At 62.6% G+C, this 12,107-nt stretch carries 10 protein-coding genes; 4 read left to right on the top strand and 6 right to left on the bottom strand.

The window, feature by feature from the left end; genetic code table 11:
* Window positions 1-148 precede the first annotated feature (148 nt).
* Genes holA through leuS form a run of 3 tightly spaced genes read right to left on the bottom strand, consistent with a single transcriptional unit; the run spans window position 149 to window position 4,333 of the window.
* Window positions 149-1,183, bottom strand: coding sequence for a DNA polymerase III subunit delta (gene holA, locus M2267_RS27590; RefSeq protein ID WP_429119037.1), 1,035 nt, complete (start codon window positions 1,181-1,183; stop codon window positions 149-151).
* Between the two features lie 11 nt (window positions 1,184-1,194).
* Window positions 1,195-1,719, bottom strand: coding sequence for an LPS assembly lipoprotein LptE (gene lptE, locus M2267_RS27585; RefSeq protein WP_043624211.1), 525 nt, complete (start codon window positions 1,717-1,719; stop codon window positions 1,195-1,197).
* Window positions 1,706-4,333: a leucine--tRNA ligase gene (leuS, locus tag M2267_RS27580; protein ID WP_429119035.1), complete on the bottom strand. Its 2,628-nt coding sequence runs from the start codon at window positions 4,331-4,333 to the stop codon at window positions 1,706-1,708. Before leuS ends, lptE begins: the two co-directional genes overlap by 14 nt.
* Before the next feature lie 223 nt (window positions 4,334-4,556).
* Between leuS and M2267_RS27575 the strand changes: the two genes are divergently transcribed.
* Window positions 4,557-5,216 carry a YggS family pyridoxal phosphate-dependent enzyme gene (locus M2267_RS27575; RefSeq protein ID WP_429119034.1) on the top strand — a complete coding sequence of 220 codons (660 nt, stop codon included), beginning with the start codon at window positions 4,557-4,559 and terminating at the stop codon, window positions 5,214-5,216.
* A gap of 112 nt (window positions 5,217-5,328) precedes the next feature.
* Entirely contained in the window at window positions 5,329-7,236 is a 1,908-nt protein-coding gene (locus M2267_RS27570; protein ID WP_429119033.1) for a propionyl-CoA synthetase, read from the top strand.
* A gap of 43 nt (window positions 7,237-7,279) precedes the next feature.
* Here M2267_RS27570 and M2267_RS27565 read toward each other — a convergent pair whose 3' ends face one another.
* Window positions 7,280-8,146 (bottom strand): LysR substrate-binding domain-containing protein, encoded by an 867-nt coding sequence (locus tag M2267_RS27565; protein WP_429119131.1) that lies wholly within the window; start codon window positions 8,144-8,146, stop codon window positions 7,280-7,282.
* A 142-nt stretch (window positions 8,147-8,288) separates the two neighbouring features.
* On the opposite strand from M2267_RS27565, the gene M2267_RS27560 reads away from it, so the two are divergent.
* The gene (locus M2267_RS27560) at window positions 8,289-8,675 is read left to right on the top strand and encodes an ectoine synthase (protein ID WP_043624205.1); all 387 of its coding nucleotides are present in this window, start codon (window positions 8,289-8,291) and stop codon (window positions 8,673-8,675) included.
* A gap of 74 nt (window positions 8,676-8,749) precedes the next feature.
* Here the strand turns inward: M2267_RS27560 and M2267_RS27555 are convergent, their stop codons facing one another.
* Window positions 8,750-9,451 (bottom strand): DUF1013 domain-containing protein, encoded by a 702-nt coding sequence (locus M2267_RS27555; protein WP_034800153.1) that lies wholly within the window; start codon window positions 9,449-9,451, stop codon window positions 8,750-8,752.
* Between the two features lie 227 nt (window positions 9,452-9,678).
* Between M2267_RS27555 and acs the strand changes: the two genes are divergently transcribed.
* Complete coding sequence (acs, locus tag M2267_RS27550) at window positions 9,679-11,628, top strand: acetate--CoA ligase (protein ID WP_034800154.1); 1,950 nt, start codon at window positions 9,679-9,681, stop codon at window positions 11,626-11,628.
* A gap of 165 nt (window positions 11,629-11,793) precedes the next feature.
* Here acs and M2267_RS27545 read toward each other — a convergent pair whose 3' ends face one another.
* Window positions 11,794-11,994, bottom strand: a complete 201-nt coding sequence (locus M2267_RS27545) for a DUF1674 domain-containing protein (RefSeq protein WP_429119032.1) — start codon at window positions 11,992-11,994, stop codon at window positions 11,794-11,796.
* Window positions 11,995-12,107 lie beyond the last annotated feature (113 nt).

Raw genomic sequence — 12,107 nt, 5'->3', positions numbered from 1 at the left:
AATTGTTTGATATAACGAGATCTTTTGGCATACAGCTTAATTCGGCTGGTGACATGAAGGCACCCAAACATCTCAGGCAGACCCGCCGAAAGCCCGCCGGTGAAGCTCTGACTCAGCGTTGGAAGCGGCAATAGGCCTGGCGGAGAACTCAGCGTCGCGCCGACTGCACCGCGATCGCCATCAGGTTCTGTAGCACAAGGCTCTCTTCCAGGCTCGCGCGGCTGCGGCTCTGAAAAACGGTCGTCTGCAGGCGGTTGAGTTCGCGACGGATGGCAGGGCTCGACCAGTGCTTCAAGGCTGCCTCGACGATCGGCTTGCGGCGAAAGTGCAGACCACGTCCGAGGGTGGCGATCACCTGGCCGGCCTGCTGACGGCTTGCGTCCATCTCGGCGCGCATCACATCGAGTTGCTGGAACTGGCGCAGGCACGCCTGCAGCACCAGAAAGGCCGGCGTCTTGGATGTCGTGATCTTCTGCATGGCGTGCAGCAAACCATCGAGGTCGCCCTTCAGCACCGCATCGACGGCATCGTCGACGGAGATGGCGCTGGCATCGCCAACGATATCGAGTACGTCCTCTTCGTCCACCGTGGACTTGCCACGGCAGTAGAGCGCGAGCTTTCGCAACTCGTTGCGCGAGGCCAGGCGGTCGCCGCCGAGCGCCTCCAGCAGCCTTTGCCGAGCCGCGGGGCTGATGCCCAGCTTCTCGTCGCCGAGTTCCTTGTCGATCAGCGCCTGCAGGCTGCGCGTATCGTCGCTGTAACAGGCGATACAGGCGACCGAACGGGCGCTCTCGCCGACCTTTCGAAGTGCCGACCCCTTCTTCAGGTCGCCGGCCTCGACGATCACATAGCTTCCGGTCGGTGGTTCGGTGGACAGGATTTGCAAGGCATCGACCAGCGGCTTTTCGTTGGCTGCGCCACGGACCCAGACGAGCTTTTCTCCGCCGAAGAGGCCGATCGAGTTTACCTCATCGAGCAGCCGCCCCGGCGACTGCGTCAGTTCGCTGACGTCGAGCTTCAACAGCGAAAAGGGATCGTCGAGCGGCACGCCGCAGCGGCCGGCGATTGCCGAAGCACGCTCGGAGACGAGCCCGCGGTCGGGCCCGTAGAGGATGAAAAGCCGGTAGACTCCGGCTGACTTCTGGAGAAAGGAGTCGAACTCGTGCGACTTGACCTCGCTCATGCCGACACCGCTTAGCGGCTGAGAGCCGCGGCGATGTCGGCCCGGATCAGCTCGGCCAGTTCCTTGGCCGCGCGGTTTTCGCCGTCACGAACGGCGCGCACCTTGGCAAATTCCTGAACCGGGAAGTCAACGAGGGCCACCGCCGTGCGGTTGCCCGACTTGATGGTCTCGCCCGTGCCGATCTTCGTCAGATTGTAGTCCGCCTTGACGACGATACGGCCGGCGCCGGCGCGGTCCTTGGCCTGATCGTAGAGCACGCCCATCGAGCGGTGGGTGACGGTGAGCGCCAGGTGATATTGCGGGTTCGCGGGCTCGCCCTGGCCACCTGCGGCCAGGAAGATCAGCGCGTTGCGCACTTCCTGCTCGACGCGGTCGTTGGCTTCGGAAATCTCGATCGCCGCCAGTGCCGTCGAGGTGCCGACCGGGTCGGAATAGAGCGGCCGGACCTGGCAGCCGGCGAGCGCGGTCAACATGAGCACGCCAGCCAGAACCGGAATCGACCGGATACGGAAACCAGCTCTATCAGACAACGACATTGACGATCCTCTGGGGCACGACGATGATTTTCTTGGGGCTGCTGCCGTTGAGCGCGGACTTGACGGCATCGAGCGCCAGGACGGCGCTTTCGATCGCACTCTGATCCGCATCGCGGGCGATTGTCAAATCAGCGCGCTTCTTGCCATTGATCTGCACCGGCATGGTGATTTCGTTCTCGACCACCAAGGCTGGGTTGAACGCCGGCCAGCGGCGTTCTGCAATCAGCCCTTCGCCGCCGATCTGGCGCCAGCATTCCTCGGCGAGGTGCGGCATCATCGGTGCGATCAGGTCGATCAGGATCGTCGTGGCATCCTTTACGGCACTTGCCAGGGCCGCGTCGGCCTTGCCGGCGGCTACCTGTGTCAGCGGTGCGGCAAGCGTGTTCACGAGCTCGTAGATGCGCGCCACGGCCTTGTTGAAGGCGAGCTTGTCATAGTCCGCCTCGACCGCTCGCAGCGTCTTGTGCGCGGCTTGCGAAACCGACAGTCCCTCGCCTTCGAGCGCCGGGGCGGCCTCGATTGCGCGCAGCTTCTCGGCCGCTTCGCTGATCAGGCGCCAGACGCGCTGCACGAAGCGATGCGATCCTTCGACACCGGCTTCGGACCAGATCACGTCACGATCCGGCGGTGAATCGGAGAGAACGAAGAAGCGAGCGGTGTCGGCGCCGTAGGAGGCGATGATGTCGTCGGGATCGACGACGTTCTTTTTCGACTTCGACATCTTCTCGATCGAGCCGATGGCGATGTCCTCACCTGTCTCGATCAGCGTCGCACGGCGGCGTCCATCGATCTCCTCGATGTGGATTTCGGCCGGCGTCACCCATTCGCGCTGGGCGCCTTCGCCGCGGCTATAGGTTTCGTGCACGACCATGCCTTGCGTAAACAGGCCCTTGAACGGCTCGTCGACGGCCACATGGCCGGTTGCCTTCATCGCGCGGGTGAAGAAGCGCGAATAGAGCAGATGCAGGATCGCGTGCTCGATGCCGCCGATGTACTGATCGACCGGCAGCCAGTGGTTGGCGACCTTGGGGTCGGTCGGATTGTCTTCCCAAGGTGCTGTGAAGCGCGTGAAGTACCAGGACGAATCGACGAATGTGTCCATCGTGTCCGTCTCGCGGCGGGCGTCCTTGCCGCATTGCGGGCAGGCGACGTGGCGCCAGGTGGCGTGACGGTCGAGCGGATTGCCCGGCTTGTCGAAGGTGACATCCGGCGGCAGCACGACCGGCAGGTCGGCTTTCGGAACCGGTACGACGCCGCAGTCCTCGCAATGGATGACCGGGATCGGGCAGCCCCAGTAGCGCTGGCGCGAGATGCCCCAGTCGCGCAGGCGGAAATTGACCTTGCGCTCGGCACGTGGCGCGCCGTCGAGCATTTCCTTCTCGAGCTTCGAAGCAACGGTCTCGAAGGCGTCTTCCGTCGACAGGCCATCGAGGAAGCGCGAATTGATCATCACGCCGTCGCCGATATAGGCCTCGTCACCAATGGCAAAGGTTGCGGCGTCGCCGTCCTTCGGCATGACGACTGGAACGACAGGCAGATCGTATTTGCGGGCGAAGTCGAGGTCGCGCTGGTCGCCGGAGGGGCAGCCGAAGATGGCGCCCGTGCCGTAGTCCATCAGCACGAAGTTCGCGACATAGACGGGCAGCTCCCAGCTCGGATCGAGCGGGTGCTTGGCGCGGATGCCGGTGTCGATGCCCTTCTTCTCGGCCGTCTCCAGCGCAGCAAGCGAGGTACCGGCGCGGCGGCATTCTTCGCAGAATGCATCGACCTCAGGGTTGCTGGCCGCCACCTGCCTTGCCAGCGGGTGATCGGCAGCGATCGCCAGGAACGAGGCACCGAAGAGCGTGTCGGGACGGGTGGTGTAGACGGTGAGTTCCGTTGCGTCGCCGGCGGTGCCTTCGACGATTTCCCAACGCAGCGACAGGCCCTCGGAGCGGCCGATCCAGTTCTTCTGCATCAGGCGCACCTTCTCGGGCCACTGATCCAGCGTATCGAGCGCGTCGAGCAGTTCCTGGCTGAAGTCGGTGATGCGGAAGAACCATTGCGTCAGTTCGCGCTGTTCGACCAGAGCGCCCGATCGCCAGCCGCGGCCGTCGATCACCTGCTCGTTGGCGAGCACGGTGTTGTCGACTGGGTCCCAGTTGACCTTGGACTGCTTGCGGTAGACGAGGCCCTTTTCCAGGAAGTCCAGGAACAGGTACTGCTGGCGCTGGTAATAGGCGGGGTCACAGGTTGCGAACTCGCGGTTCCAGTCGAGCGACAGGCCCATGACCTTCAGCTGGGCCTTCATCGAGGCGATGTTCTGGTAGGTCCAGCTGGCCGGGTGCACGCCACGCTCCATGGCGGCGTTTTCGGCCGGCATGCCGAAGGCGTCCCAACCCATCGGGTGCAGCACGTTGAAGCCGCGGGCGCGCTTGTAGCGCGCTACCACGTCACCCATGGTGTAGTTGCGCACGTGGCCCATGTGGATGCGGCCCGAGGGATAGGGGAACATCTCGAGCACGTAGTACTTTTCGCGCGGATCATCGTTCTCGGTCTGGAAGACCTCGTTCTTTTCCCATTCCTGCTGCCAACGGGGCTCGGCATCACGCGGATTGTATCGTTCGCTAGACATGTCTTTTCGATGTTCCGGAAGTTCTGCGGCGCATAGTTGCGCCTCATGATAGTTGGGGTGACCTTCACCACGAAACCGCCTGACGGTCAAGTTTTTGAAGGGTTTGGCGCGACACTTTGGCGGATTTGAGCCGGTCCACGACGGAGCGGCCTTGGCAATCGGCTCAACTTTGCCTAAGCCGCTCGGTCAGTGGTTTGGAAATCCCGTGTCGGAGAGCAGGTCCATGGAAGTTCAAGAGCGGTTGCAGGATGTCGTGAGCCGGATTCAGGCGGCGGAGAAGTCTGCCGGTCGCGCCAAAGGCGCCGTCACGCTTGTGGCTGTCTCCAAGACCTTCGACGCTGATGCCATCCGCCCGGTGATCGCGGCCGGGCAGCGGGTGTTCGGCGAGAACCGCGTGCAAGAAGCGCAGGGCAAGTGGCCGGAGCTGAAGGCCGAGACGTCCGGTCTCGAACTGCACCTGATCGGTCCGCTGCAGTCGAACAAGGCGGCGGAAGCCGTCGCGCTGTTCGATGTCATCGAGACGGTCGATCGCGAGAAAATCGCCCGCGCGCTTGCTGCCGAAATGCAGAAACAGGGCCGAACACTCAGGCTCTATGTGCAGGTCAACACCGGATTGGAGCCGCAGAAGGCCGGCATTGCGCCGGACGAGACCGCCGCCTTCGTGGAACTCTGCCGCGGCGAGCTGGGCCTTTCGATCGAGGGGCTGATGTGCATTCCGCCGGTCGAGGAAAATCCCGGTCCGCATTTTGCTCTGCTCGCCAAGCTGGCTGCTGCCTGCAAGCTCGAGAAGCTGTCGATGGGCATGTCCGGCGACTTCGAGACGGCTATCCAGTTCGGCGCCACCGGCGTTCGCGTCGGTTCGGCCATTTTCGGCGCACGCTGAGGTCACTTCGTCACATACCGCTTTCGTCGGGGTTCCCCTCGTCTCTCATTAGCCTATCCTTGTGCACGAGGAGGCCGGACATGTCCGGCAACATGCGCAGGGAGGAACGGACATGGCGAGCAGCTATGCCGACGTGTACGCGGGCTGGAAAGCGGACCCGCAGAGTTTCTGGTCCAATGCAGCCAATGCGATCGACTGGTTTGAAAGACCGGTACGGGCGTTCGATGCGGAGGCCGGCATCTATGGGCACTGGTTCGCCGACGGCGTTACCAATACCTGCTACAACTGCCTGGATCGCCATGTGGCCGCGGGCCGTGGCGAGCAGATCGCCTTCATCTATGACAGCCCCGTCACCGGGCGTGTGGAGCGCATCTCCTATGCGTCCCTGCTCTCCGACGTAGCGGCCCTGGCCGCCGTCTACCGCAAGCTGGGGGTCGGCAAGGGCGACCGGATCATCATCTATATGCCGATGATCCCGCAGGCGGCGGTTGCGATGCTCGCGGCTGCGCGCATTGGCGCTGTGCACTCCGTGGTCTTCGGCGGCTTTGCCGCCAACGAGCTCGCCGTGCGCATCGACGATTGCCAGGCGAAGCTGATCGTGTCCGCAAGCTGCGGGATCGAATCCGGTCGTACTGTCGCCTACAAGCCGCTGCTCGATACGGCGCTCGACATCGCAACCCACAAGCCGGCCCATTGCCTTGTCTTCCAGCGCGAGATGGCGGAAGCCGCCATGACCGAGGGACGCGACATCGATTTCGCGTCGGCGCTCGCCGCGGCGAAAGAGGCGGGGGAAGAAACCGAATGCGTGCCGGTCGCCTCGACCGATCCGCTCTATGTGCTCTACACCTCGGGCACGACCGGCCAGCCCAAGGGCGTGGTGCGCGACAATGGCGGCCATATGGTCGCGCTCAAATGGTCCATGGAGAACTTCTTCGGCGTGCAGCCGGGCGAAGTCTTCTGGGCCGCGTCGGACATCGGCTGGGTCGTCGGCCATTCCTATATCGTCTACGGCCCGCTCCTGAATGGCAGCACGTCGATCCTGTTCGAAGGCAAGCCGGTCGGCACGCCGGACCCCGGAACCTATTGGCGTATCATAGCCGAGCACGGCGTCGTGGTGATGTTCACCGCGCCGACGGCGCTCAGGGCGATCCGCAAGGAGGATCCGGAGGCCTCTCACGTTCGCCGATACGACCTTTCGAAGTTCCGCGCGTTGTTTCTGGCCGGTGAACGGGCGGATCCCGACACGATCCACTGGGCCGAGAAGGCGCTCGGCGTGCCCGTCATCGATCACTGGTGGCAGACGGAAACCGGATGGCCCGTGGCGGGAAATCCCATGGGGCTCGGCCTCCTGCCGGTAAAATACGGTTCTCCGGCCGTTCCGCTGCCGGGATACGACGTCCAGATCCTCGACGATGCCGGACATCCGGTAACAGCCGGTACGCTCGGCAATGTGGTGGTGAAGCTGCCGCTTCCGCCGGGATGCCTGCCGACGCTCTGGAATGCAGACCACCGGTTCCGCGCGGCCTATCTCGACGAGTTTCCCGGCTACTACAAGACTGCCGATGCCGGCTATCTCGATGAGGATGGCTATATCTTCATCATGGCGCGAACGGACGACATCATCAATGTGGCTGGCCATCGCCTCTCTACCGGAGCGATGGAGGAGGTCTGCTCCAGCCACCCCGATGTTGCCGAATGTGCCGTCATCGGTATTGCCGACGATTTGAAAGGCCAGATCCCGGCCGGCTTCCTCGTCATCAACTCCAATGTTTCCCGTGAAACGTCGGAGATCGAACGCGAAGTCATCAGCCTCGTGCGCGAACGCATCGGACCGGTAGCCGCCTTCCGGCTGGCGATCTGCGTCAAGCGGCTGCCGAAGACGCGGTCGGGCAAGATCTTGCGCGCCACGATCCAGAAGATCGCCGACCGTCAGCCCTGGAAAATGCCGGCGACGATCGATGATCCTGTCATCCTCGACGAAATCACCGTCGCTCTGCATGGGCGAGGCATCGGCGTCTAGTGATTGCTAAGCCGGCTCATGAATTTGCGTGGTGCACACCGCATTAGGTGTGCACGACCGCGGCAAACCAATCACTGAAACTGGCTGCGGCCCTTGAGCGTGTGACTTTGGTGATCAGGAAGTAGCTTTCGTCCTCCAGGGTGGCGATATCGGACAGGATCACCAGGTCTCCGTTGTCGATTTCGCGCCGGAAGACTTCGACCGGGCAAAGCGCCACGCCATGGCCGGCAATGACTGCCGTTGCCAAAAGGTTGAAGTCCTGAAACACCGGGCCACGCAACGTCTGCGTGGCCTCCTGCCCTGCCCTTGCCAGCCAATCGCGCCAGCGTGACGTCGTTTCGTCGTGCAACAGATCGGCTGACGCGATCGCCTGCGGTGACGTCAGCGCGCCTTTTCGTTCGAGATAGCGGGGGCTCGCAACCGGACGGTTGATGCGGGAGAACAGCCGGTCGGAACGCGTTCCTTCGCTCTTGTCGGCCCCGAGCGTGATGAGGACGTCGCAGCCGGTTTCCCGTAATTGCTGCTCGGCCATCGCGTAGACGACCGTGACGTCCACCTCCGGGTGACGGTGCAGGAATTCGCCGAGTGCCGGGATCAGCCAGCGCGTGGCGATCGAGGGTATGCAGGCAACGCTCACCTGCGCCTTGGCGTTCAGTCGTAGCAGTTCCGTTTCCGCAGCGATGCGCTCCAATGCCGATGTCAATACCGTGGCCAGGTTCTCGGCCTCTGGCGCCAGCCTGACCCCACGCTTCTCGCGCACGAAGAGCGGCCGGCCGAACCACTCCTCCAACAGCCGGATCTGGTGACTGATGGCCGCGTGCGTCACATGCAACTCGTCGCCGGCGCGGGAGAAGCTCGCCAGACGCGCCGCGGCTTCGAAGGCGCGCAGCATGCCGAGTGGTGGCAACATCATCTGTAAGATTTCCTCATCAATGCCTTGAGGAAAGGTCGTTTGATTGGTCAACGTTGTCAACGGATACTGGGCCTACCATCGGATTGGGGGAGAGTTTCCCGTCCGTGGGCATTAGAAATCCTTACAGATGGAGAGACCTATGTTCGTGCGCAGCCTGCAGCAGATCGAAGCTACCGACCATTTTGTCGAATGGGGCAGCGGGACCAGCCACCGGCTGCTGACCGAGCGGGATGGCATGGGTTTCACCGTCTGCCACACGGTAGTGCGCGCCGGGACCGTGTCGTTGCTCGAGTACCGCAACCATCTCGAAGCCTGCTATTGCATCGCCGGGCACGGCGAGGTCGAGGACATGCAGGGCAAGGTCTTCCCGATCAACAAGGGCGATATCTACGTGCTCGACCAGCACGACAAGCATTTCCTGCGCGGCGGCAAGGACGAAGACCTGATCCTCGTCAGCATCTTCAATCCGCCCCTCAAGGGGACCGAGCGGCACAATCTCAACGACCCATCCGGCTCGGCCTACTGAACTCGTTGCCGAGCACCGACCAACAAAAAAGCCCGGATCGACGATCCGGGCATTTTCATTGGGCTGGACGGCGATCAGTACTGATCGTCTTCGTCCTCGTCCTTGCGGTCCGACTTCAGCGACTTGAGCTTGGCGAAGACGGCATCGGCGTCGATTTCCTTCTCTTCCTCGCGCTCGTAGCTGAAGCCCAGCTTTTCGGTTTCCTGGGCCGATTCCAGCGTCTGGCCGAGTTCGGCAGCCGTCGGCAGCGGACGGCCCTTGGAAGCGCGTTCGACTTCGAGGTCGAGGTCGATCTGCGAGCAGAGGCCGAGGGTTACCGGGTCCATCGGCGTCAGGTTGGCGGAGTTCCAGTGGGTGCGCTCGCGGATCTGTTCGATCGTCGACTTGGTGGTGCCGACGAGACGCGAGATCTGCGCATCCTTGAGTTCCGGATGGTTGCGAACCAGCCACAGAATGGCGTTCGGGCGATCCTGGCGCTTGGAAACCGGGGTGTAGCGCGGGCCCTTGCGCTTGCTATCAGGCACACGAACCTTCGGCTCGGACAGCTTCAGCTTATGGTTGGGGTTGCCTTCGGCGCGGGCGATCTCGTCGCGCGAAAGCTGACCGGTCGCGATCGGGTCGAGGCCCTTGATGCCCTGCGCGGATTCACCGTCGGCGATCGCCTTCACCTCGAGCGGGTGCAGCTTGCAGAACTGCGCGATCTGGTCGAAGGACAGCGCGGTATTGTCAACCAGCCAGACGGCGGTCGCCTTGGGCATAAGCAGTTGCTGAGCCATGGATATAGTCCTTTTGTCCGCCGCGCCGGTGTCGCGGGCCGTGGAGTCTACCACTGATTTCCGGGAAATGTGGGCCTCTATACCGTCGTTGTCGCGAAATTGCAATTCTTCAGTTCCAAATGTCCTTTTGTCTAATTGCGGCGGGCATTTGACCTGCTATGAATGTGCGCGAAACGGGGGAGCCCTAGGAGGGGCGAACCGCACTAGGAATGCGTAGGGAGGAAAATATGTCCGCCAAAATCTATCCGGTGTTGAAGTCTGCCAAGAGCCGGACGCTGCTTGATAACGCCACATACCTGAAGTGGTACGAAGAGAGCGTTTCCGATCCGGCAAAGTTCTGGGGCAAGCACGGCAAACGGATCGATTGGTTCAAGCCCTATACCAAGGTCAAGAACACATCCTTCAAGGGCAAGGTGTCGATCAAGTGGTATGAAGACGGCCTTACCAACGTCTCCTACAACTGTATCGACCGCCACCTGAAGACGCATGGCGAAAAGACCGCCATCATCTGGGAAGGCGACAATCCCTATATCGACAAGAAGATCACCTACAACCAGCTCTACGAGCAGGTCTGCCGCCTTGCCAACGTCCTGAAGAAGCATGGCGTCAAGAAGGGTGACCGCGTCACCATCTACATGCCGATGATCCCGGAAGCATCCTATGCGATGCTTGCCTGCGCCCGCATCGGCGCCATTCATTCGGTCGTCTTCGGCGGCTTTTCGCCGGATGCGCTTGCCGGCCGTATCGTCGACTGTGAGTCCACCTTTGTCATCACCTGCGACGAGGGCGTTCGCGGCGGCAAGCCGGTCCCGCTCAAGGAAAACACCGATACGGCGATCGACATCGCGGCCAAGCAGCATGTCATCGTCAACAAGGTTCTGGTCGTGCGCCGCACCGGCGGCAAGACCGCCTGGGCACCGGGCCGTGACCTCTGGTACCACCAGGAAATCGCGACGGTGAAGCCGCATTGCGAGCCGGCGAAGATGAAGGCGGAAGATCCGCTATTCATCCTCTATACCTCGGGCTCGACCGGCAAGCCGAAGGGCGTGTTGCACACGACCGGCGGCTACCTCGTCTATGCGTCGATGACGCACGAATATGTCTTCGATTATCGCGATGGCGAGGTCTACTGGTGCACCGCCGACGTCGGCTGGGTCACCGGTCACTCCTATATCGTCTACGGTCCGCTCGCGAATGCTGCGACCACCGTGATGTTCGAAGGGGTGCCGAATTTCCCGGATGCCGGGCGTTTCTGGGAAGTGGTCGACAAGCACAAGGTCAACGTCTTCTACACCGCGCCGACGGCAATCCGCTCGCTGATGGGCGCCGGCGACGACTTCGTCAAGCGCGCCTCGCGCTCGTCGCTTCGCCTGCTCGGTTCGGTCGGCGAGCCGATCAACCCGGAAGCCTGGGAGTGGTATTACAATGTCGTCGGCGAGCAGAAGTCGCCGATCGTCGATACCTGGTGGCAGACGGAAACCGGCGGCATCCTGATCACGCCGCTGCCGGGCGCGACCGACCTCAAGCCCGGTTCGGCCACGCGGCCATTCTTCGGCGTTCAGCCGCAGCTCGTCGACAATGAAGGCAACGTGCTCGAAGGCGCTGCCGACGGCAACCTCTGCATTATCGACAGCTGGCCGGGCCAGATGCGCACGATCTATGGCGACCACGCGCGTTTCGGGCAGACCTACTTTGCCACCTACAAGGGCAAGTATTTCACCGGTGACGGTTGCCGCCGCGATGAAGACGGCTACTACTGGATCACCGGCCGCGTCGACGACGTCTTGAACGTGTCGGGCCACCGTCTCGGCACGGCCGAAGTGGAATCGGCCCTCGTGTCGCACCACCTCGTCTCGGAAGCGGCCGTCGTTGGCTATCCGCACCCGATCAAGGGCCAGGGCATCTATTGCTATGTCTCGCTGATGGCTGGTGAAATCGGCAACGACGAACTGCGCGCCGCCCTGGTGAAGCATGTCCGTTCGGAAATCGGCCCGATCGCCACACCGGACAAGATCCAGTTCGCTCCGGGCCTGCCGAAGACCCGCTCGGGCAAGATCATGCGCCGCATCCTGCGCAAGATCGCCGAGGATGATTTCGGCGCGCTCGGCGATACCTCGACGCTTGCCGATCCGGCCGTCGTCGACGATCTGATCGCCAACCGCCAGAACAAGGCCTGACCTTGAAAAGCCGCCGCACGCCCGAGAGGCGCGCGGCGGCTCTCCTATCGTCGCAGATGATGTAAGATCTCCGGTATCGCCGATGCGGCACCTGTCTCGCCAAGCCGGACAATTTCGTGAGCCGGATTCAGATCTCGGTCGCAGGCGTCGGCGCCCGACCCGGACTTAGAAGTCGATTGCGCGACCCTTGATCTCCCAATCGCCGTAGCGGGCTGGATCTTCACCCCCGCGCCCCCCGATCTCCGGCGGCAGCTCTTTCTTGATCTTCGCCTGACGCCGCTCTTCCGCTTCCTTCAGCGCCCGCACGGCGGCGGGCGGCAGCGGCTTCTTCGGGCGGTCGGCGGCGTTGTCATTGTCGTTCTGCATCTGAACGGTATCCGGATTCGAGCATCAATATTGAAGAATTGGGTGTTTGCACCCATCATATAGGACGCCGTTCCCCTTACGGGAACCCTGATTCACGTGAAACGTCGACGACC

The sequence above is a fragment of the Ensifer sp. KUDG1 genome (assembly GCF_050434285.1).
Classification (GTDB): Bacteria; Pseudomonadota; Alphaproteobacteria; order Rhizobiales; family Rhizobiaceae; genus Ensifer.
This window is presented reverse-complemented; position numbering and strand designations above follow the sequence as displayed.

What these genes read in the sequence shown, in the direction of transcription:
- lptE (WP_043624211.1), bottom strand. Translation starts at nt 1,719, where the DNA reads ATGTCGTTGTCTGATAGAGCTGGTTTCCGTATCCGGTCGATTCCGGTT.
- acs (WP_034800154.1), top strand. Translation starts at nt 9,679, where the DNA reads ATGTCCGCCAAAATCTATCCGGTGTTGAAGTCTGCCAAGAGCCGGACG.
- holA (WP_429119037.1), bottom strand. Translation starts at nt 1,183, where the DNA reads ATGAGCGAGGTCAAGTCGCACGAGTTCGACTCCTTTCTCCAGAAGTCA.
- M2267_RS27555 (WP_034800153.1), bottom strand. Translation starts at nt 9,451, where the DNA reads ATGGCTCAGCAACTGCTTATGCCCAAGGCGACCGCCGTCTGGCTGGTT.
- leuS (WP_429119035.1), bottom strand. Translation starts at nt 4,333, where the DNA reads ATGTCTAGCGAACGATACAATCCGCGTGATGCCGAGCCCCGTTGGCAG.
- M2267_RS27570 (WP_429119033.1), top strand. Translation starts at nt 5,329, where the DNA reads ATGGCGAGCAGCTATGCCGACGTGTACGCGGGCTGGAAAGCGGACCCG.
- M2267_RS27545 (WP_429119032.1), bottom strand. Translation starts at nt 11,994, where the DNA reads ATGCAGAACGACAATGACAACGCCGCCGACCGCCCGAAGAAGCCGCTG.
- M2267_RS27575 (WP_429119034.1), top strand. Translation starts at nt 4,557, where the DNA reads ATGGAAGTTCAAGAGCGGTTGCAGGATGTCGTGAGCCGGATTCAGGCG.
- M2267_RS27565 (WP_429119131.1), bottom strand. Translation starts at nt 8,146, where the DNA reads ATGTTGCCACCACTCGGCATGCTGCGCGCCTTCGAAGCCGCGGCGCGT.
- M2267_RS27560 (WP_043624205.1), top strand. Translation starts at nt 8,289, where the DNA reads ATGTTCGTGCGCAGCCTGCAGCAGATCGAAGCTACCGACCATTTTGTC.